This window comes from Clostridium sp., assembly GCF_018372875.1.
Classification (GTDB): Bacteria; Bacillota; Clostridia; order Clostridiales; family Clostridiaceae; genus Clostridium.
On record NZ_JAHAIF010000014.1, the window covers coordinates 28,632 to 50,866 of the forward strand.

A 22,235-nucleotide genomic window follows, 5' to 3' on the forward strand; every position below is an offset into this window, starting at 1 on the left:
AAAAGTATATAAAATTAACGTAAAATATGAAAAAAATAAGGTTTGTAAGAAAAAAATGAAGGAAGTGAATTAGTTTTATTCTGAAAATGAAGGATTGGTGTTAAAATTATTCAAAAAAATAAAGATAACTTTAAAGTTATCTTTATTTTTTAATTTTATATTCAAGGTTTATCTTATTCCTCAGTTTGATTATTTGTACTATCCCCTGTACCCTCGGAATTATTATCCTCTTCTGAAGGGTCACCATCTCCGTCAACATTTTCATTCTCTTCTTCAGTATCAGAAGGAGGTGTTACAGGAGAATCTATAGTATCATCATACTCAGTAGGTAATACGTATTGGTAATCATTTGTAGCAGGATTTGGTGAAGCCTTCTTAATAAATATTTTTTCAACAACAAGGTGAGAAGGTGTGTTTGGTGTTGCTAATTTGTTATTAGCACTATTAACCTTAACCTTAACATGGTTTTCACAATATCCTGTTGGTTCAGTTCCTTTTATGAAATATTCTTCATATACTCTGTTTCCTCTTGGATCCTGTCTACATAAATCTGTAGGAAGGTGTCCTGAATCTTTACATACAGCAACTTTTACAATGTTATCTGGCATTGGAATATCCTTAGTGCTCATTCCTTCACTAGCTTTTGCCATAATTTTACCCCATACTCTAGCTGAGGCACTAGAGTAACCATCATTCATAGGGGTACGATTATCATATCCAAGCCATACTGAAGCAGATAAATGAGGAGTTAAACCTGAGAACCATAAGTCCTTACGTCCAGTTGTAGTACCTGTTTTACCAGCTACTGGCATAGTACTAAATTTTGCAGCATTTGTAGCTGAATTAGCTTGAGCGTCTTTTAATATGTCATACATTATATAGGCTGTTTGTTCAGAGAATATTCTCTTTGTTTCAGTTTCTTTTTCTAATAATATATTTCCTGAAGCATCTGTTACTTTTGAGTATAATTTTGGTTCAGTATAAACACCGCCATTACCAAAAACACCAAAAGCTGAAGCTAAAATATATGGTGTTGCTCCATCTCTATCATCAGATGCATTATGGAATTCCCCTAAAGCAAAGGCAGAATATCCTTTTGAGGCTTTACTATATGTTATTCCAAACTTTTCACCATAGCGTTTAGAAAGTGAATCGCCTATTTTCATTTGAGTTTTAACTGTTCCAATATTTTTAGATTGAGCCAAAGCATCACGTATAGTTATGTTACCTACAAGTGAATTATCTACATTATTTACATCTATAGATGGTATAGGAGCATCATCAATTGTATCTCCAGCTGTAATTAATTTTTCTTCTATAGCAGGACCGTAAACTGTTAATGGTTTAGTTGATGACCCAATAGATTTCAAATCGCTATATGCTCTATTTAATGAGTTAGCTCCTTGTTCACCTCTTCCTCCGATAAGAGCAAGAACTTCACCAGTTTTATAATCTACTACAGTAGCTGCACCTTGGAATTCTGGAGTTTTAGTACCAGCTATATAAGTCTCTTGTTTTCTAACAGTAGCAGCAGTAGTTTCATCTAATACTTTTTGAGCATAGTCCTGAAGATCTCTGTCCATATTTGTATAGATCTTTAATCCACCATTAGCTAAAAGTTTATTTACTTCTTCATCAGAATACTTATATTTTTCTTTTAAGTCTCTTTTTACTTCAGTTATAGTAGGGTTTATGTACCATTCATAGTCAAGTCTATATGAAATTGATTTTGGAGTGAAAACCAATCCACCATTGTCAATATCAGAAATTGCTTGACTATATTCTTCCTGGCTAATATACCCCAGTTCCTTCATTTTGCTTAAAACAGTTTTAGTTCTATTTAAGTAGATTGAAGGATTATCTTTATTGTTTGGGTTATATGCACTATAAGTGTGAGGTGCTTGAGTTACACCTGCAATATAAGCACATTGAATTAAGTTAAGTTGATCTACAGATTTACCAAAGTATAAATTTGAAGCCGCTTCAACTCCATAAGTTACGCCACCTAATGGAATTGTATTTAGATATTGGACTAATATCGCATCTTTATCTAGGTGTTTCTCTAATTGTAGTGCAAGGTATATTTCTTTTATTTTTCTTTCAACTATAAAGTCTTCATTGCTTAATATAGTATTTTTAAGCAATTGTTGAGTTAGAGTTGAACCACCATGAAGACCTCTTTGTCCTTTAAAGATTTTAATTACATCAGTTACAGCAGAACCTAGTATTCTTCTAGCATCTATACCAGGATGCTTATAAAATCTTTCATCTTCAATTGATACAAAGGCATTTTTTAAATTTTTAGGTATTTTATCTCCATCTACGATTTGTCTATCAATATCAGAATGGACATTGTCCATAAACTCCCCATTTCGATCGTATAATGCTGAAGCTTGGCTTAAATTTTTTACAGCATTAACATCTAGTGGTGGAGTATTACTAATAATTGCAAAGACATATCCTAAACCTATAACAAATAGGGCCAGGAATAAGAATAATAAAGCTAAAAATACTCTTTTTATTATTTTTTTCTTTTTACTAACAACTTTACCTTTACTATTCTTAGAAGGTTTTGAGGAAGTACTTTTTTGAGAAGCTTGACTTACTTTTGAATTGTCAGCTGTCTTTTTCTTAGAAGTACTACCTGATTTAGATGGTCCCTGTGAGGTTTTTTTATTTTTATTTGAATTATTTTTATTTGCCATCAGTTCCTCCTAAATTAAATTGATTTAATAATAATAAATGCTATTATAGCATAATTATAATATGAGTAAATCAATAACTCAATAATAAGGTGATATATGAACTATTATACTAAACCTAAAAAAACGGAATTTAAGCCTATCATATTGGTTATTATTTCCATATTGTTAGTTTTTATTCTTTCAATATTTTTATATGATAAAAAGATTTATCCTGCAGTGTTACAGGTAGCAGAAAGTCTAATTAAAGCTGATACAATAGAGTGTATAAGTAAAACAAGTATGGAACTGTTTGATGAAGAATTTAATTATGATGAGATGATAATAATAGATAAAGATAATGAAGGTAATATCAATATGATTAGAGCTAATACTGTTAAACTAAATTATTTAACCTCAAGGCTTTCAATAAGATGTAATGAAGAACTTCAAAAAATGGGAGAGGTAGGGGTTGAGGTGCCTCTTGGATGGATGACTGACAATAGTGCATTCTATGAGTTTGGTCCTGACATAAATGTAAAGCTTGATCCAATTGGAAATATGAAGGTATCTTATGAATCTAAATTTGAAAGTGCAGGGATTAATCAGACAAGACATAAAATTTATTTAAACGTTGAAGCTAGAGTAAGGATGAAAATACCTCTAAATAGTAAAGAGCAAGTTGTTACTTGTCAGATACCAGTGGCTGAAACAATTATTGTTGGAAAGACACCAAATACTGCTATAGATTTAGGTGGTGGAAATAAGTAAAGATAAAAAATAAAATATCTAATGAATAAATAAATTCTGTGGCGGTGCTGCAGAATTTATTGTTTTGTAGGAAAATATATGAGGCTCCACAGTGGACTTGGAGATTTTTAAAAATTAAAAACTTATAAATATAAAAATATAACAATATAAGAATATATAAATATGGGTAAGAAGTGAAAAGAAATATTAGATGAAGCTTGTAAAAAAGTATTGCGATAATTAAAAAATGGAATAGTATTTATAATTTCTATAAATACTATTCCATAATTATTTACGCTATATAATTATTCTTCCCAGTTAAATACGTAAGGAACATTTCTATAATAACTTTCGTAATCTAAACCAAAGCCTACTACAAATACATCATCAATTTCAAAACAGCTGTAATCTGGTTTTAAATCAACCTTTCTTCTTGAAGGCTTATCTAAAAGTACACAGCTCTTAACTGATGCAGCACCAAGTTTTTTTACATGCTCTATGATAAATTCCATAGTGTATCCTGTATCTACAATATCATCAACTATTAAAACATCATATCCTTCAATGTTATCAGGAATGTCGCTAACTATTTTAACTTCTCCTGAACTATTTTCACTATGACCATAGCTAGATGTAGTCATAAAGCCTACCTTAACTTTTGTATCTAAAGCTCTAACTAAATCAGCAGTGAAAATAAAGCTTCCTCTTAATAGAGAAAGTACATATATGCTCTTTCCTTCATAATCTTTTGTAATTTCCTTACCAAGCTCTTGAATTCTACTATCAATGGTTTCCTTTGATAAAAGTATGTTGCGTTTTTTGTTTTCCATGGTTGTCCTCCGCTCATAAAATAATACTATGTACCACTTAATTAACTATAATTATATTCTCTCTAATTAAAGTGCAAATTAATACTTAAAAAAGTCTTATATTAAATTATATTACATACATTTTTAAATTCTTTCAACTGTTTTACATAAAATAAGATAATGAGTAACATTTTATGATGTTTACATATGTTTGCCAATAGTATAAAATTAGATGAAAGTTGCCAAGATAGAGATAGAAAGATACCAGTAATAATGGTAGTAGAGGCAATGAAAGAAATTCTGCTTTTATTGGAATTTTTACAATATAAATTATATAACGTTTAGGCATGAGGTGATTGATATATGATAAATGGAAATACAGAAGGAATTAAAAAGACCTTTTTAGATGAATTAGATAAAATATATAAAATGAAGAGTTTAAAGGATGAAGTATGTAGTAGAGAGATAATAGATACTATGGTTAGGGTTTCTACTGCAGTTGAAAGAGAAGTAAGTGTTGCTATTGATAGAAGAGGTACAGTTACTTCCGTTGCAATAGGAGATTCCACATCTGTTGAATTACCTTTATTAGATATTAGAGAAAGTAAGCTTTCTGGTACAAGAGTAATTCACACACATCCAAATGGATATAGTAATCTTTCTGCATTAGATTTATCAGCTTTGTTAAAGTTAAAACTTGATTGTATTGTAGCAGTTGGGATATTTGAAGGAAATATTATAGATTTTTCTTTAGGTACTTTAACAGTATTTAATGATGTATTGGCTTATGAAGAAAAGAAGAATATTACCTTTGAGGAGCTTGTTTCAATACACATTTTAGATAAGGTAAGATATGTAGAATCATTAATAAAAGAAAATGAAGTAATAGAGGATGATACTGAAAAAGCTATAATTGTTGGTTCTGATACAAGAGAAAGTTTAGAAGAATTAAGAGAACTTGCAGAAGCTTGTGATATTCCAGTATTAGAAAGTGTTTTCCAAGGAAGAAGCAAAATAGATCCAGCTTTTTATATAGGAAGAGGAAAGGTCCTTGAGATAGCATCATTAAGACAAACTGAAAGAGCTAATGTAGTTATTTTTGATGATGAATTATCAGGTTCTCAAGTTAGAAACTTAGAAAATGCAATTGGTGCAAAAGTAATAGATAGAACCACTCTTATTTTGGAGATATTTGCAAGAAGAGCAAAGAGTAAAGAAGCTAAAATTCAAGTAGAGCTTGCCCAATTAAAATATAGAAAGAGTAGACTTCAAGGTCTTGGAACTGTACTATCAAGAACAGGTGGTGGTATAGGTACAAGAGGTCCTGGAGAAAAGAAGCTTGAAACAGATAGAAGACATATAAATGAAACTATCTATGATTTAAATAATGAATTAAAGAAAATAAAGAAAACAAGAGAAGTTCAAAGAGAAAAGAGAAATAAAGAAAGTATTCCAAAGGTATCTTTAGTTGGATATACCAATGCTGGAAAGTCTACTTTAAGAAATGCTTTATGTGATATAGCAGCAGTTCAAGAAGGTAAGGGAAAGGAAAAAGTATTTGAAGCTAATATGCTATTTGCAACTCTTGATATAACAACAAGGGCTATTACCCTTAAAAATAAAGGGCTTATAACCCTAACTGATACAGTTGGATTTGTAAGAAAATTGCCTCATGATTTAGTAGAAGCATTTAAATCTACCTTAGAAGAAGTAGTATTTTCAGATCTTTTATGTCATGTTGTAGATGCTTCATCTTCTTATGCTTTAGAACAAATTAAAGCTGTTGAAGAGGTGCTTTCAGAGTTAGGTGCTATAGGAAAAGAAACTATCTTGGTTTTAAATAAGGTTGATATGGCTTCAGAAGAACAACTTGATGAATTGAGAGAAAAATCATTATATAAGGATATAATTGAGGTTTCTGCAAAAGAAGGAACAAATTTAGAAGAATTATTATACTTGATTGAAGAAAAGTTACCTTATAGCCTAATTAAAGCTGAATTTATGATTCCATATCATAAAGGTGATGTAGTATCCTTCCTTCATAGAAATGGAAGAGTTTTGGAAGAGGATTATAAGGATGAAGGTACCTATATGATGGTGGAAGTTGATGAGGAAGTTTATAATAAAACAGAAGAATATGTAACTAAGGTAATTGAATAATAGTAATAAAGGGGAAATTCTATAAGGGTTTCTCCTTTTTCATATATAAAATTGTTTCGGTACTTTTTTAAGGAGTAATTTTAATATATAATGTAAATAAATAATTTTAAGGAAAGGAGAGAAAATATGGCTAAAACTGTATTAGAATTACAGAATGCATTTCAAAGTGTTGTAAATCAAATTAAGAAAAATAAGAAGGTTGTAGCACTATTTACATTTGGTAGTATTGTATCTGGAGATGTGTGGGAAGAATCTGATATAGATTTGTTTCTTATATATGAAGATGACTTTGAAAAAATAAGGGATGTTTATTCAGAGGTAAAGGGAGTTCCAGTGCATACAAAGATATTAAATAAAAACTCTTTCCTAGAACTTTATAAGAATGATGGAAAAAAGGGCTTTGCTAAAAAGTTGTTATGTAATTCAAAATTAGTATTTTCAAGGGATAATGAAATAAGTTTAGCTTACAATAATTCTAGATATACTATGTCATCCCATACAGAGGTGTGGAATTTAGTTTATTTAGGTAAGCTTCTTAAGGATATAGGAATAAGTAAAAAGTATTTACATAATGGAGGGTTAAAAACTTCCTATGAAGTTTTAATTAGAACTTTAGATAGCTTTTCAAAGTTACTAATTAATTTAAATGGATACACAGTAACAAAGGATTCTTTAGTTATGGCTACAAACTTAAGTAATAATTTTAGAGAAGTTGTAGACAAGTTGTTTATGGAGCCTATAAATGAAAAAATTATTAAAGATACTATAAATTATATAGAGAACTTTTTAGATGGGAATATTGTTAGGGCATCTAGTTCTTTAATAGACTATCTTTGTGAAGAATATGAATATATGAATTCTTATGAAATTAGCTCCTATTATGTATTTAAAGAATTTGATATAAAAATGGAAAATATATTAAAAGAGCTTGCAAAGAGAGATGTTATTTCTAAGAAAAGTAGAGCTTTGTATGATGAAAAAGGTAATTTAATACTTAATGAAAATGTATATGCACATAAAGTAATTTAAAATTGGATGGTATATTATGAGGGATATTTATAATGTGATTTTTCAGGAAGAAATACCTAAGTATGTTCAAATTTCTAATCATATAAAAAGGCTTATAGAAAGTAAGAATATAGAAGATGGAGAAAAACTTCCTACAATAAGAGAATATACTAAGTATTTAGGGGTTAATAAGGTAACTATTATTAATGCATACAATAAACTTCAAAATGATGGCTTTGCATATCAAAAGGTTGGAAGTGGAACATATGCAAAAGTAAAAGAAGTACGTCGTAGTTTTTCTAAGGAATATTCAAGAGTATTTAGAAAACTATCATCAGGAAACACTAAGGAAGCTATAGATTTTGCAGGGGAAACAAATAATGAAGTTGTATTTCCTATAGAAGAGTTTAAAAGTATTATTAATAAGGTTCTTGATAGAGATGGAGCAGAAGCATTAATTTCACAAAATGCTTTAGGGTATGAAAATTTAAGATATACTATTAATGAAGTGTTTTGGGATAAAAGCATAGACAATGATAATATATTAATAGTTTCAGGGGCACAACAAGGAATTGATATTGCGTCTAAGGCTATATTAAATATTAATGACAATGTTATAGTGGAAAAACCAACTTATGGGGGTGCCCTTTCTGTATTTAAGTGGAGAAGAGCTAATATATTTGAAGTTGATATGGAAAAGGACGGAGTAAATCTAGAGGATTTTGAGGAAATACTAAAAAAGAATAAAATAAGATGTTTTTATACTATGAGTTATTTTCAAAATCCAACAGGTGTAAGCTATAGTTTAGAAAAGAAGAAAAAGCTTATTGAACTAGCAGAAAAATATGATTTTTATATAATTGAGGATGATTATTTATCAGAGCTTATTTATGAAGAATCAGTGGAATATATTCCCTTTAAGTGGCTTGATAGAAATGATAGGGTTATTTATATAAAGAGTTTTTCTAAAATATTTTTACCAGGTATAAGAATTGGATATATTGTTACTCCAAATATATTTAGGGAGAGTATGCAAAACTCTAAGTTTAATACAGATATTGCAACATCAAGTTTAATGCAAAGAGCATTAGAGCTATATATAAAAGATGGAGCATGGAAGGATAATATCTCATATTTAAATGTTGAATATAAGAAAAGATATGAATTAATGTCTAAACTTATAGATGAAGAACTAGGGAGTATGGTTACTTGTAATAAACCAGGGGGAGGACTTACATTTTATCTTAAAATAGCAGATGAGAAAATCACATCTAGAGAGCTATTTTTAAGATTGAGTAAGAAGAAGATTTATATAACACCTGGAGTGTTGTTCTTTAGAAATATGAGAGATGGAGATAGAACCTTTAGAATAGGGTTTTCACAGACAAATGATGAGAAAATTAAAAAAGGACTTAAATTAATAAGAGAGGAATTAGAAACATGGCATATATAACAATAAGAAATTTTGGTGAAGATTCCTTTGAAGAAAAGAAATCAGAGTTTATTGGATATGCAAAGAGAGTTGAGAATGAAGAGGATGCTAAAGCCTTTGTTGCTGAAATAAAGAATAAGCATAAGCAAGCTAGGCACAGTTGTTGGGCATATGTAATAGGTCAAAATATGGGCATTCAAAGATATTCAGATGATGGTGAACCTCAAGGAACAGCGGGAATTCCTATTTTAGAGGTAATGAAAAAGAGTGGAATTACTGATTGTGCAGTAGTTGTAACTAGATATTTTGGAGGAATTCTTTTAGGAGCAGGAGGGCTAACTAGAGCTTATACTAAAGGGGCATCTATTGCTGTAAAAGCTGCAGGTGTTGTAGAAAAAGTAGAAGGTTTAAAACTATCTGCTAATATTGATTACGATCTTTTTGGTAAGATACAATATATATGTGGTCAAAATAATTGGCATATAGAAGACACAGAATATACAGATTCAGTTACTGTACATATATTAACTGAAAAAAATATTGTAGAGACTATAGAAAATGAATTTGTTAATTCTACAAATGGAAAAGTAGTAATTGCAAAAAGTGAGGAAGGTATATATTTTAAGGAAGGAAATAGGTTATACAAAGGAATAGAATAACCCCTTCTTTTATTTCCTAAAAGTATATGATATAATTTTATAGGTTTTATAAAAAATAAAGATAGGAGGAATAAGCATGTCAGGACACTCAAAATGGCATAACATTCAAAACAAAAAAGGTAAAGCAGACGCTAAAAGAGGAAAGATATTTACTAAAATAGGTAAAGAATTAGCATTAGCTATAAAGAATGGTGGCGCTAACCCTGATACAAATGCAAAACTAAGAGATGTTATTGCAAAGGCAAAGGCTGCTAATATGCCTAATGACAATATAAACAGAGCTATTAAGAAGGCAGAAGGAGAACTTGATTCAGTAAACTACGAAAAAATTGTATATGAAGGTTATGGTCCTAGCGGAGTTGCTGTAATTGTTGAAACTCTTACTGATAATAAAAATAGATCAGCAGGTAATGTTAGAAGTGCATTCACTAAAGGTGGAGGAAATATGGGGACTACAGGTTGTGTAGGTTTCATGTTCCAAGAAAAAGGTGAAATTGTAATAGAAAAAGAAGATAGAGATGAAGATGAAATGATGATGTTAGCTTTAGATGCTGGTGCAGAAGATTTTGCAGCAGAAGATGAAGTTTTTGTTGTTACAACTACACCTGAAGATTTTGGTACAGTTAGAGAAGCATTAGAAGCTGAAGGAATTGAATTCTTAGAAGCTGCTGTAAAAATGGTTCCAGATACATATACAGCAATTAATGAAGATGATGCTAAGAAGTTCCAAAAGATGTTAGATCTATTAGATGATGATGATGACGTTCAAGATGTTTATCATAATGCAGAGTTCCCAGAAGGTTGGGATGAATAATAAAAAAGATGTTGCAAAGTAATTATTTGCAACATCTTTTTTTACGTCTAGAAAATTATAAAATATAAAATTAAAGATAATAATTTTATAATTTCCCTACCTTAAGTACGAAGGGAATAGATATTTATTTTTCAGTGACTTGGAGATTGCGACGGAACAAGCAAAATAAATATCCCCCTACATTTACTTAAGTGGATTCCAACCATTGTAGTTTACGCTGAAATAATCACTACTTCCTAAATCCATATGAGCAGAAGAGTACCCTTTTCCATTTATAGTTATACGAACATTAGACACACCTAAATTATAGCCTAAAGTATTAACAATTCCTTGAATAAATGACATTTCTACTCCGCCACCTGTATTATTAGGTAGAATGGAATTATTAAAATCTACAGTTAGAAGACTGGTCTCCTTATTTACCTTTGCACTAGAAACTCCTGCATTAGGGTTTATGGCTACATAAGAAGAATTAGGAGGATTTTTTAATTCCTTTACTATGGCCGTTACTATAGCGTTGTCAGTTATATTAACATTTTTACTTTGATATATATATTTATCAGGTGCTGGATCATATAGGTATAATCTTAAAGCTTTAGAAACAGTTTTGGGTTTTGTAGGTGTTTCTTCTTTCTCTACCTTAGTAGGTGTTTGTGGTTTTTCTACCTTATTAGCAGTGTTTTTTGGTGGAGGTGTTGAAACATTAGAATCTTGTTTTTCCTCAGTTTTACCTGTATCTGAATCTGCTAAGTCTTCTGTGTTATCTTCATTTTTTATATCTGTTTCTGGTGAAGAGGCCTCAACATGATCCTGTTCGTTATTTTTATCAACATTATTTTCAGAACAGCTTGTAAATAAAAGCATAGAAAAAGATATAAGTATAATGGATAATATCCTTTTTTTCAATGAAACCACTCCTTTCTTTAGTATATATTATACCGTTTATTACCTGTTGTGTATATATTTACTTAAACAACATAGTGTTAGTTAACTAATATTCTAAATATACATAATGGAGAATAGATTTAAAGTGGGAGGTGTTAAAGAATGTCAAGATCTAAGGTTATAAAAAGGTGTAAGATGTGTCATAAGATGAAAAGCTTAACAGATTATTACGTTGATAAAAATGAAGGAGATAAACGTAAGCCAATTTGTAAGGTGTGTTTTGATAAAATGAAAAATAGTTAAAGAAATATAAAAAGCCATTAATAAAGATAAGTTTTCTTTATTAATGGCCTTCCTCCTACCTTTAAAGAATTATTCTCCCATTGAAGAATTATTTTCAGATTTCTCATTTTTCATTTCCCAATAAATAAGTAGGGCAAGAAATCCTCTAAGTAAACTTACAGCAGCAATTATCCATAGCTCATCTATATTCTTAATTAATACAGTCTTTAATATTTCTCCAGCTAGCTTAAATTCAAGTCCCATAGCCAGGTTATTAGCAAAGGTGTACTTAATTGGATAATCCTTTTTAGAAAATATACTCATTATATATTTATAAAAAGCAGAAACTGCACCTATAATAACCACTATTACTCCCATTAATTCTAAAAGGTGTATCAAAATTGGTAAATAATTACTAAATAATTTCTCTAACAAAAAAATCCCTCCTAAAATAACTATTACTGTAGTTTTTCACAAGAAGGGATAAAAAATTCATAAAACAAAAGGGAGCTTAGCATCCGGCGAAAGACAAACTAAGCTCCCAAGTAATTAGCACTATTGTACCAACTGCTAAAATAGAATAACACAGAATTTAAAATAGTACAAGTTAAATTTTATATTTGTATTTCTTATATCTTAGTGTTATAAAATAATGTATAATTAAGAATTTTAAAAAGTAGGTACAGAATAATGAAAAAGTATAAAAGAGTTTATATTGAAATAACAAATGTGTGTAATTTAAGTTGCAGTTTCTGCCCATTAACAAAGAGAGCAAAAAGCTTTTTAGATGAGGAAAAGTTTGTACATATACTTAATGAAGTAAGGCCATATACTGATTATATATACCTTCATCTTATGGGGGAGCCTTTATTAAATCCTGGTTTAGAGGTCTTTTTAGAGGAGGCTTATAAAAAAGGAATAAAAGTTAACATAACAACAAATGGAACCCTTTTAAAAAAGAATAAAGAAATACTTCTAAATTCCAAGTCTCTAAGACAAGTTAATGTTTCACTACATAGTTTTGAAGCTAATGATAGCAAGATAACTTTTGAAGAATATTTTAATGATGTTTTAAACTTCATAGATGAAGCAAATAAAAGTACAAATATAATATGTTCAATGAGATTATGGAATTTTGATGGTGAGAAAACCAAGGGTGAAAATGAGCTAAATGAGAAAATAACCAAGCTTATTAATATGAAGTTTGGGTATGAAGATGATGTAATGAAGGTTCTAGAGGAAAAGAGAAGAGTAAAAATAAAAGATAGGATATATTTAAATGGAGCAGAAAAATTTCAATGGCCAACTATGGATATTGAACCATTAGGGGATAGTGGATTCTGTCACGGATTAAGAGATCATTTTGGAATTTTGGTAGATGGAACTGTGGTTCCATGCTGTTTAGATGGGGAAGGAAATATACCTTTAGGCAATATTTACAATGAAAGCTTGAAATCTATTCTTGAGGGAGAAAGAGCTAGAAATATATTTGATGGTTTTTCTTGTAGAAAGAGGGTAGAAGAGTTATGTAAAAGATGTGGTTATAGTGAGGTGTTTTCTAAATAGCTAGATATAAACTAGGATTAGTTTTAAATTAATCCTAGTTTTTTATATATTTTCAGTAATATTTTGTATGTATTTTCAATTTGTGAGATGATATTATAAAATTCGAAAAATAGAAAACGTTTTCCAAAAGGAGATAGTTTTAAATTTTGTTGTAAAAATAATATCAATTCGTAAGGAGGAAAAAATGAAACGTATATTTCGAAAAGCAATAGTTTATTTTACTGTACTAGCAGTACTTATTTCAAATGTAAGTATTTCATCAGTAAAAGCTATGGAAAAAAGTGATGAAGGAATCGTAGTTTATGCAAGTGATTATGGACTTGATTCAACAGGTGAAAAAGATAATGCTAAAGCTTTAGTTAATATGTTTGAAGCTATTAGTGAAATAGGTAAGAATGGAGATAAGGTTACTTTAAAGTTTGATAAAGGTATTTATCAAATACATAAAGAGAATGCTCCAGTAAGAGAGGTACATACATCAAATACAGATAGTGTACGTTTTCCTAATAAATCAATTGGTATTTTAATTGAGAATCAGAAGAATTTAACTATAGATGGAAACGGATCACAGTTTATTATTAATGGGGATATGATGGCTTTAGCTATTATGCACTCAGAGAATATAACAGTAAAGAATATAAATATAGATTATCAAATTCCTACAACTTCTGAGATGACTGTTCTTGATTATGATAATGAAAATAAGACTATAGATTATTTTATTCCTGAATATCTAAATTATGAAATTCAAGGAGCGAATATTATATGGAAGTCAGAACAAAAATCTGATGGAGGGTACTATTGGACAGAAGAGAATGCTCATCGTAATTATGGTATATCAGTAAAGTATCCAACAGAGTTAATGGGAAGATCATATTATTCAAATAGTAATCCATTTACAAATGCACAATCAATAGAGCAGCTAGATGATTCAAGAGTTAGAATTAAATACTCTTCAAACCCAGCATTTGAAGTTGTAAAGGGAATGAATTTTCAATTAGTATCAAATGCTGAGCGTCCAACGGCTGGTGCTTTTGTATGGGAAAGTAAAGATATTAATGTAATTAATACAAAGATATCGTACATGCATGGATTTGGATTCTTAGTTCAAATGGCAGAAAATGTTTCTTTTGATGGTATACGTATGGAAACAGATATTGAAACAGGACGTAATACTTCAAGCTTTGCTGATGGAATTCATATTTCAGGTGCAAAAGGAAAGATAGAAATAAAAAATTCCTTCTTCAATAATACTCATGATGATCCTATCAACATTCATGGGACATTTACTCGTGTTGAAGAAAAGTTAGATAGCAATACATTGAGATTAAAATATATTCATAATCAACAAGGAGGATTTCCACAATATCATCCAGGAGATAAGGTGGTATTTTATAGTCGTGATACACTAGAATCAAGAGACGAAGAAAAGGAATATACAGTAAAAAGTGTAGAAGGACCATCAAAAGATAATCTTAAAGAGATGATTGTTGAATTTGAAGAAGAAGTACCAGATTATTTAACAGAGAAAGTTGGAAATGAACCAAAGTTTGTAGCTGAAAATGCAACATACACTCCAGAGATTTATATTAAAAACAACGAGTTTAAAAATGTATTTACTCGTATGATATTAGCAACATCACGTAAGAAGATAGTTATTGAAGACAATTATTTTGAAGCTCCTTCAATGGCAACATTATTTTTCTCAAATGACTCTGATGAATGGTATGAATCAGGTCCAATTCGTGATCTAGAAATAAGAAATAATACATTTAAAATACGTAGTTTAGGTCGTACTTGGTGGAAGTATGCTCCAGCAATATATTTTCATCCAGTAACTAAAGGGGGAGGATTACCTGATGAATCTAACCCTATTCATAAGAATATTTTAATTGAAGAAAATAAGTTCTATTTAGAAAGTGATGGGGCTTTACGTGCTGAAAGTGTTGAGAATCTAACATTTAGAAATAATGAAATATATAGATTAGATCCAAGTGTTGATTTAAGTATAGAAGGTTCTAGCAAATTATATGTAGGTAACAATAGCAATTTAGAACTTACTTATGATGGAAATGTTGTAACTGGTCCAACATCATTACCAGGAGGTCCAGAATCTAATTCAGGAACTGTAGCTAATGTATTAGAATTTAAAAATAGTAAAAATGTTGTTGTAGAAAACAATTATTATGATGATGGATTAAGAAAGAATGTATTAATTGAGGGAATGGATAGTAAAAATTTAAAGCTTAAAGATGATTTAAATGTACTGACCAATAGAGAAAAAACTGAACCTTCAGATGTTGTTAGCAATATACAATATGCATCAACTAATCCTGAAGTGGTAAGTGTTGATAGTAATGGAAAGATGACTGCAAACAAAGAAGGTACAGCAGAGGTGTTTGCATATTATGTTTGGAATGGTACCATTATTGAGTCTAATAGAAAGGAAATAACAGTTTTAAGCTCTGAAAATACCTTAGAGAATGAGCTAGAATTTAAATCAGAGGTAATTACTATTAATGGAGACAATGGTACAAGCTTTGAGGTTAAAGGAGATATTAATCCAAGTGAAATAGAATATACAATTCATGATTCTGAAATTGTAAAACTAGAAGGAAATACTTTCTATGGTTTAAAAACAGGTTTAGCAAGAATTACAGCAAGATATAAGGGAATTGAAAAAACAGTCTTTGCTATAGTAAATGGTAAAGATGATCAAAAGGTTTTAAACTCTTTAATAAATATTGAAGACAAGGATAGTAATTCAATTGTTTCAGATGATAGCATTACAATAACTCGTAAAGCTGGTAATGATTTATGGGGAAGTGATAATACATTAAATAACTTAGTTACTATTGATTTAGAAAATATTGATACTAACAATTTTACAGGATTAGTAACAATTGATGGATTACCAGGACGTATGGCAAATAACTGGGACTCAGCATACTTCTTAATTATGAAAAAGAATGCAGATGGAACAGTTGATCGTAATAACTATTTATCTGTAGGTAAACGTGCTCATGCTGATGGATTTGGAACTGTCCATGAAGTTAATGCTACAGGAAGTGAGCATTCAACAGGGAATATTAGTGAAAATGAAATTACAAAAGCAACTTTTGCAATAGAAAAGCAAGGTAAAATAGTTAATTTATATTCTATAGTTGATGGCAAGAAGAATAAGGTCCAAAGCGTTGATATATCAAGCTTTGGAGATGATCTTGAGCTTGCAATTGCATGTTGGGGAGCTGGACAAACTAATAAAAATGTTACAGTTACAGATATTAAATTAGGAGAAGGAAATATTGATGAAGTTTTACTAAAGGATTCCTTACCAATTATGACTAATGATGAGTCTAAGTTTGTAATTTCTAATTTGAGTTATTCATCTGATAGTAATGATAATATTAATATTAGCTTTGATTCAACCCATAAAGGTAATAGTATGTTAATAGTTAGTGAGCCTGGTAATAACACATATGTTGTAAATGGAAATAGCTTTAAAGCTACAGAAACTGGAGAGTATAAGGTGTTTGCAGTATCACAATTATCTAGTGGTAAATATTCAAATGTAATTAGTAAAACATTTAATTATAAGCCGCAATCTCAAAAAGGCTTTTATATAAATGGTACAAAAATAGTTGATGGGGATACCCTTACTATTCCAGAGGAATTAACAAAGCTATATTTAATAAATTATGATAATAATACTAAGTCAGTAATAGATGTTACAGGTAAGGATACAGTTAGTGGAGATTTTGGAACTATTAAATTAGAGAAAATAAAAAGTAACAAAGCAGGAATTGAGTCAATTAATGTTGTTGGATATGGTGAAATTAATATATCAAGCAAAAATTCCTTTATTAATACTGATAAAAAAGATAATTCTATAACATTTAATGTTAAATTATCAGAGGGTACAGACAAGCTTTTAGCAAAGAATTATGATCATGGAATAAATTATGAAGTGATTCAAGATGGAAATAATGCAAAGGTTACTGTTCCTGTTTATAATGGAGTGGTTAGTGTTGCTTTTGAAGCTGTTGCTAAGGATGGAGTAACTAAAGATGTTCATAGTGTTCATGTTATGCGTTATGCGGACATTTTAGAAGGATTTAATAAAATTGATGTTAATGGAAGTTCTCTAGATATTTCAGAAGAGAAAATTGATTTAGGTAACAAGACTAATAAAATTTCAGTTAAGGCAGAGGCTAATGATGTAAATGCAGAAATAACAGTTATGAAGCGTAACAACAATGGACTTAAGGAAATATCACAAGGTGTAGATACAGTAGTTGAAAACGGAGATGAAATTATTGTAAGAATAATCCATGAAAATAAACGTATGATGGAGTTTAAGACTCTTAAAGTAGAAAATTCAAAGGAGCCTGAATTAGATATAAAGTCATTATTAGATTTAATAAAAGAAGCAGAAGATATTGACGTATCAAATAAAACAGAAGAAAGTAAGATCAAATTCCTAGAAGTATTAAATGAAGTAAAAGCAAAAGTTAATGAAGGAATTACTTCTAGTGATGAATTGGAAGAATTAATAGATAAGCTTCAAAATGCAATTAATGGCCTTGAAGATAAAGAAGAAAATCCAAATGGTGGTAGTAATGATGAAATTGAAGATAATAAAACAGAGTCATCAAATCCACCTAAAACTGGAGATGAAAGTTTGGGACTATTAGTATTTGCTCTATTGGTATTAAGTGGAGCAACCATTATATTAACAAGCAGAGAAAAGTCTAATAGTAAATAGAATACGATAAAGTTTTTTAGAGTGAGCTGTGGCACTAGATAATTAGTGCGCAGCCCCTTTTTTATATCAAAAGGCATTCCATATATATTTATATATTTATTTCTTTAAGTATTTAAAACAATATGCTAACTAATAATTAGAGATTGGTATTTTTTTAGTAATTGTTGCACACACTAAGCAAAATATTATTTTAGGAGTTTAGATTATGAGAAAAGATAAAATAAGAATTATGATTGAGGGGATAATTGTACTTTCATTATTTTTTTGTGGAACTTTAGTTTTTATAAATAAACCAACTTTAGAAGTTGTTAATAAGATGGATGAGCCAGAATATATGAAATTTGGTGTTCCACCAGAGGAAGAATTCTTAGAGGATGAAGAAAAGCAAGATTATTATTTAGAAGATGAAAAATCTCAAGAAAATAAAGAAACAGAAGACTTTTATAAAGAATATGAAAAAGGTACATACTAATTTGTTTGATAGAACTACTGAAATGTAATATAATTCTCATAAAGTACAATTTATGGGGGAAGATATGGATTTCAAGAATATATCTAAGGAAAATAAAGTATATATAGTGTTTTTTATAGCTGGTATAATGTCTTTATTTATGGATTGGGTAAAGCTAGATTCTATAAGTTATAATGGCTTTCAGCAACAAGGATGGATAATATTAATTCCACTTGCCTTTATACTATTTACTAAGGTAACTGGTAAATTATACAGTAGAGGATTTAATTTAGTTCTATCTAGTATAGTGTGCTTATTAACTATATTTTTCTTGTTTGATAAAACAGTGTACATAAATGATGAAGCCTATAATCTTGCAGCACTAGGACTACATATTATGGTGACTTGCACAATAGGTTATGTAGTTTTATCTATAAGGAGCTTTATAAAGGAAAAGAAATAAAAAGCTGAGGGAGATTACCTCAGCTTTTTTTTGTCCTAAAAATTAAGATATTAGCTATCTACCATAGTTCCACCATTAACATGTAAAACTTGCCCTGTAACATATGAAGAGTCTTCAGATGCAAGATAAACGTATGTTGGAGCAAGTTCATAAGGTTGGCCTGCACGCTTCATGGGAACATCTAGACCAAAGGTAGCCATTTTATCTGCTGAATAGCTTGAAACAATCAAAGGGGTCCAAATGGGACCAGGGGCAACTGCGTTTACACGTATACCTTTTTTTATAAGAGAGTTTGATAGTGAGCGTGTGAAAGTTACAACGGCTCCTTTTGTAGAGGCATAATCAATTAAGTCTTCTGGAGCCTTATATGCAGTTACAGATGCAGTATTAATAATAGCCGAGCCTGATTTTAAATGAGGAAGGGCAGCTTGCACAAGATAAAACATGGGAAAAATATTAACTTTATAAGTAAGTTCTAACTGGTATTGTGATATGCATTCTATTCCATCATCATGAGGCCATTGAATACCTGCATTGTTAATTAATACATCCAATTTACCAAAGTACTTTATGGTTCTATCTATAATTTTATCGCAAAACTCTTTTGAGGATATATCACCTTCTATTAATAAGCATCTTGCACCATATTTTTCAACATAGTCTTTAGTGTATTTAGCATCATCTTCTTCATATAAGTAAGAAATGGCTAGGTCTGCCCCCTCTTTAGCAAAAGCTACAGCAATAGCACGACCTATACCACTGTCTCCGCCAGTTATAAGTGCTACTTTTCCTTTTAATTTATCACTACCTTTGTAATTAGGGTTATCAAAGATAGGAAGAGGGCGCATTATGGATTCTATTCCTGGTTGAATCATTTGATGTTGAGCAGGAAATTGTGGTTCATAATAAGTGCATTTAAAATCCCTATAATTATCATCCAATATAAACATCTCCTAAATTAGTTCTTTTAATTAACTATTTTATGAAAACTATTAAGAAAAGGTTTGTTTATCCAAATTATTTATAATATTGAATAAAAAAATTAACTTTATGAATACAAAATGGAGTTAGAGGCAATAATTTCTTATAGGGAGTTGATTATAATGAAAAAAGGAAGCAAAAAAATAATATTAGGTATACTAGCAATAATAAGTATTTTCTTAATTAGTTATATGGCTACTGATATATATGTAAAAAGCAAAAACAAAGGTGAAGATACTAATGAAGAATCTACAAATGCCAATTCAAGTAATAAGTATCTAAATGATAATGTTAAAGTAGTATTACAGAAAAATGGTAGTAGAGAGGCTGAAAAGACCTTAGATGAAGTTATTGATGAATACGGATTAGAAGGAAGCATTACTCAGGATGAGTTAACAGATGTTTTAAGGCAATATGGATATACTTTTGATGTAAGTACATCGGATACAGTATACTATAACAAGGATTTAAAGTCTGATCTAGAGCCTAATAAATATTATATTGGAGAATATGAAGGGTACTTAGCAATTTATAAGTCTAATGATAAGGGTGAATTAGAGATTGAAGATGAAAAATCTGATGTTTATAAAGATGGAGTGAAATTCACTGATTTAAAACCATTAGACCAAGAAGCTATTAAAAAGTATCAATATGTATATGACACAAAAGAAGAGGCAAAATTAGATTTGACAGGCATAAGTTAATAATAGCTTAATACTTCTTTATATATAGTGAAACTATTACAAATAAAGGTGTGAATTGGATGATTCACACCTTTATTGTGCTTTTAAGTTCTTGAAAGATTATAGGTTAAATGATAAAGTATTAGGGGAACATACTTTCACTATGATTTTGGAGGAATAAACAATGTACGAGTATATAAAAGGTAAATATATAGGTATAAATAAAGATTATGTAGTAGTTGAAAACAATGGAATTGGATATAAAATATTTACTTCAGGAGCTACTATGGCGGAGTTGCCAAAATCAGGTGAAGAAGTAATGCTTTATGTAGAGCAAATAGTTAGAGAAGATTTTATAGGTCTTTATGGATTTATAGGTAAAGAAGAATTACAGATGTTTAAGTTATTACTAAGTATAAATGGAGTTGGGGCTAAGGCAGCTCTTTCTTTATTATCAATAAGTAGAGTAACTAACTTAAAGTATGCAATAATGATGGGCGATGAAAAACATATATGTAGAGCACCTGGAATAGGTAAAAAGACAGCAGGAAGAATCATATTAGAACTTCAAGATAAGATTAAGAAGGAAGATATGGTTATTGATAAAGAGCAAATGGATATGGACAATGACTTTAATGAAGATAATAACTATGCATCAACTTTAAGCGAAGTAATGGGAGCTTTATTAGCTCTTGGATACAGCGAAAAAGAAGCTGAGTTAGCATTAAATAAGGTTAATAAGAATGATACTGTAGAAAATGTTATTAAGGAATGTTTAAAAGTATTAATGGGATAGGAGGATAAAATATGGAAAGAATAATTACTCCTGCCGAGTTAGAGGAAGATTCAAAGGGAGAATTAAGTCTTAGACCTCAAAAAATAAGTGAATATATTGGTCAAGATAAGGTTAAAGAGAGACTAGATATATTTATAAAGGCGGCTCAAAAAAGAGGGGAAGCTTTAGACCATGTTCTTTTATATGGACCTCCAGGACTAGGTAAAACTACTTTGGCTAATATTATTGCCAGGGAAATGGGGGGGGATTTAAAGATAACCTCAGGACCTGCAATTGAGAGAGCAGGGGACTTAGCAGCTATTTTAACATCTCTTAAAGATAATGATGTTTTATTTATTGATGAAATACATAGACTAAATAGAAGTGTGGAAGAAATACTTTATCCAGCAATGGAAGACTATGCACTTGACATAGTTATAGGTAAGGGTGCAGCAGCAAAATCTATAAGGTTAGATTTGCCACAGTTTACCTTAATTGGAGCAACTACAAGAATAGGAATGCTTACATCTCCACTTAGAGATAGATTTGGTGTATTATGTTCTATGGAATATTATACAGTGGAACAATTAAAGGAAATAGTAATTAGAAGTGCTTTAGTTTTTGGATGTAACATAACAGAAGAAGGAGCTATAGAAATAGCAAGAAGATCTAGAGGTACACCAAGAATAGCAAATAGGTTATTAAAGAGAGTTAGGGATTATTCAGAAGTATATTCAGATAATTTAATAAGCTTAAAAGAGGCAAGAGAAGCTCTAGGACTTTTAGAAGTAGACAATGAGGGCTTTGACAGGGTTGACAATAAAATTTTAGAGGCTATAATAGATAACTTTGGGGGAGGCCCTGTTGGGATTGAAACATTATCTTACTTTGTAGGTGAAGAACTTGGAACCCTTGAGGATGTTTATGAGCCATATCTTCTTCAAAGAGGGTTTATAGTTAGAACACCTAGAGGAAGAATTGCTACAGAAAAGGCATATAAGCACTTAGGAAGAGCAATGAATAAGAAAAATGTACATGAAGGACAAAAAAGTTTTTTCAATAGTTAGGAGA

General features: G+C 30.0%; 20 protein-coding genes. 15 read left to right on the forward strand and 5 right to left on the reverse strand.

What is annotated here, in order from left to right:
- Positions 1-173: 173 nt before the first annotated feature.
- Entirely contained in the window at positions 174-2,705 is a 2,532-nt protein-coding gene (locus KIB46_RS06620; protein ID WP_291671233.1) for a transglycosylase domain-containing protein, read from the reverse strand.
- A 96-nt stretch (positions 2,706-2,801) separates the two neighbouring features.
- Here KIB46_RS06620 and yunB point away from each other — a divergent pair, with 96 nt between their 5' ends.
- Positions 2,802-3,452, forward strand: coding sequence for a sporulation protein YunB (yunB, locus tag KIB46_RS06625; RefSeq protein WP_156560564.1), 651 nt, complete (start codon positions 2,802-2,804; stop codon positions 3,450-3,452).
- Positions 3,453-3,736: 284 nt separating this feature from the next.
- On the opposite strand, the gene hpt is transcribed toward yunB, so the two are convergent.
- The gene (gene hpt / locus KIB46_RS06630; RefSeq protein ID WP_027099619.1) at positions 3,737-4,261 is read right to left on the reverse strand and encodes a hypoxanthine phosphoribosyltransferase; all 525 of its coding nucleotides are present in this window, start codon (positions 4,259-4,261) and stop codon (positions 3,737-3,739) included.
- 186 nt (positions 4,262-4,447) lie between these two features.
- Here hpt and KIB46_RS06635 point away from each other — a divergent pair, with 186 nt between their 5' ends.
- The 6 genes from KIB46_RS06635 (at position 4,448) to KIB46_RS06660 (ending at position 10,313) form a co-directional block, all read left to right on the forward strand.
- Positions 4,448-4,585, forward strand: a complete 138-nt coding sequence (locus KIB46_RS06635) for a hypothetical protein (protein WP_291671234.1) — start codon at positions 4,448-4,450, stop codon at positions 4,583-4,585.
- Between the two features lie 18 nt (positions 4,586-4,603).
- Positions 4,604-6,400 (forward strand): GTPase HflX, encoded by a 1,797-nt coding sequence (gene hflX, locus KIB46_RS06640; protein ID WP_291671235.1) that lies wholly within the window; start codon positions 4,604-4,606, stop codon positions 6,398-6,400.
- A gap of 126 nt (positions 6,401-6,526) precedes the next feature.
- Positions 6,527-7,429 carry a nucleotidyltransferase domain-containing protein gene (locus tag KIB46_RS06645; protein ID WP_156560558.1) on the forward strand — a complete coding sequence of 301 codons (903 nt, stop codon included), beginning with the start codon at positions 6,527-6,529 and terminating at the stop codon, positions 7,427-7,429.
- A 16-nt stretch (positions 7,430-7,445) separates the two neighbouring features.
- Positions 7,446-8,861, forward strand: a complete 1,416-nt coding sequence (locus KIB46_RS06650; RefSeq protein ID WP_156560556.1) for a PLP-dependent aminotransferase family protein — start codon at positions 7,446-7,448, stop codon at positions 8,859-8,861.
- Positions 8,849-9,499 (forward strand): YigZ family protein, encoded by a 651-nt coding sequence (locus tag KIB46_RS06655; RefSeq protein ID WP_291671236.1) that lies wholly within the window; start codon positions 8,849-8,851, stop codon positions 9,497-9,499. Before KIB46_RS06650 ends, KIB46_RS06655 begins: the two co-directional genes overlap by 13 nt.
- 76 nt (positions 9,500-9,575) lie before the next feature.
- Complete coding sequence (locus KIB46_RS06660; protein ID WP_156560552.1) at positions 9,576-10,313, forward strand: YebC/PmpR family DNA-binding transcriptional regulator; 738 nt, start codon at positions 9,576-9,578, stop codon at positions 10,311-10,313.
- A 183-nt stretch (positions 10,314-10,496) separates the two neighbouring features.
- Here KIB46_RS06660 and KIB46_RS06665 read toward each other — a convergent pair whose 3' ends face one another.
- Positions 10,497-11,219, reverse strand: coding sequence for a GerMN domain-containing protein (locus tag KIB46_RS06665; RefSeq protein ID WP_291671237.1), 723 nt, complete (start codon positions 11,217-11,219; stop codon positions 10,497-10,499).
- Between the two features lie 141 nt (positions 11,220-11,360).
- On the opposite strand from KIB46_RS06665, the gene KIB46_RS06670 reads away from it, so the two are divergent.
- Positions 11,361-11,501 (forward strand): hypothetical protein, encoded by a 141-nt coding sequence (locus tag KIB46_RS06670; RefSeq protein ID WP_291671238.1) that lies wholly within the window; start codon positions 11,361-11,363, stop codon positions 11,499-11,501.
- Between the two features lie 69 nt (positions 11,502-11,570).
- Here the strand turns inward: KIB46_RS06670 and KIB46_RS06675 are convergent, their stop codons facing one another.
- Positions 11,571-11,915, reverse strand: a complete 345-nt coding sequence (locus KIB46_RS06675; RefSeq protein WP_291671239.1) for a DUF1622 domain-containing protein — start codon at positions 11,913-11,915, stop codon at positions 11,571-11,573.
- Positions 11,916-12,170: 255 nt separating this feature from the next.
- Between KIB46_RS06675 and KIB46_RS06680 the strand changes: the two genes are divergently transcribed.
- From KIB46_RS06680 to KIB46_RS06695, 4 genes are all read left to right on the forward strand, one after another.
- On the forward strand, positions 12,171-13,046 hold the full coding sequence (locus KIB46_RS06680; RefSeq protein WP_291671240.1) for a radical SAM/SPASM domain-containing protein: 876 nt from the start codon (positions 12,171-12,173) through the stop codon (positions 13,044-13,046).
- A gap of 184 nt (positions 13,047-13,230) precedes the next feature.
- The gene (locus KIB46_RS06685; RefSeq protein ID WP_291671241.1) at positions 13,231-17,811 is read left to right on the forward strand and encodes an Ig-like domain-containing protein; all 4,581 of its coding nucleotides are present in this window, start codon (positions 13,231-13,233) and stop codon (positions 17,809-17,811) included.
- A gap of 205 nt (positions 17,812-18,016) precedes the next feature.
- Positions 18,017-18,283 (forward strand): hypothetical protein, encoded by a 267-nt coding sequence (locus KIB46_RS06690; protein WP_156560539.1) that lies wholly within the window; start codon positions 18,017-18,019, stop codon positions 18,281-18,283.
- Positions 18,284-18,347: 64 nt separating this feature from the next.
- Positions 18,348-18,725, forward strand: coding sequence for a hypothetical protein (locus KIB46_RS06695; protein WP_156560537.1), 378 nt, complete (start codon positions 18,348-18,350; stop codon positions 18,723-18,725).
- A 50-nt stretch (positions 18,726-18,775) separates the two neighbouring features.
- Here KIB46_RS06695 and KIB46_RS06700 read toward each other — a convergent pair whose 3' ends face one another.
- A complete protein-coding gene (locus KIB46_RS06700) occupies positions 18,776-19,666 on the reverse strand; it encodes an SDR family oxidoreductase (protein WP_291671242.1) in 891 nt (296 codons plus the stop codon).
- Positions 19,667-19,828: 162 nt separating this feature from the next.
- Between KIB46_RS06700 and KIB46_RS06705 the strand changes: the two genes are divergently transcribed.
- From KIB46_RS06705 to ruvB, 3 genes are all read left to right on the forward strand, one after another.
- The gene (locus KIB46_RS06705) at positions 19,829-20,410 is read left to right on the forward strand and encodes a hypothetical protein (protein WP_156560534.1); all 582 of its coding nucleotides are present in this window, start codon (positions 19,829-19,831) and stop codon (positions 20,408-20,410) included.
- A gap of 163 nt (positions 20,411-20,573) precedes the next feature.
- Entirely contained in the window at positions 20,574-21,185 is a 612-nt protein-coding gene (gene ruvA, locus KIB46_RS06710) for a Holliday junction branch migration protein RuvA (protein WP_291671243.1), read from the forward strand.
- A gap of 11 nt (positions 21,186-21,196) precedes the next feature.
- Entirely contained in the window at positions 21,197-22,231 is a 1,035-nt protein-coding gene (gene ruvB / locus KIB46_RS06715; protein WP_156560530.1) for a Holliday junction branch migration DNA helicase RuvB, read from the forward strand.
- Positions 22,232-22,235: the final 4 nt, after the last annotated feature.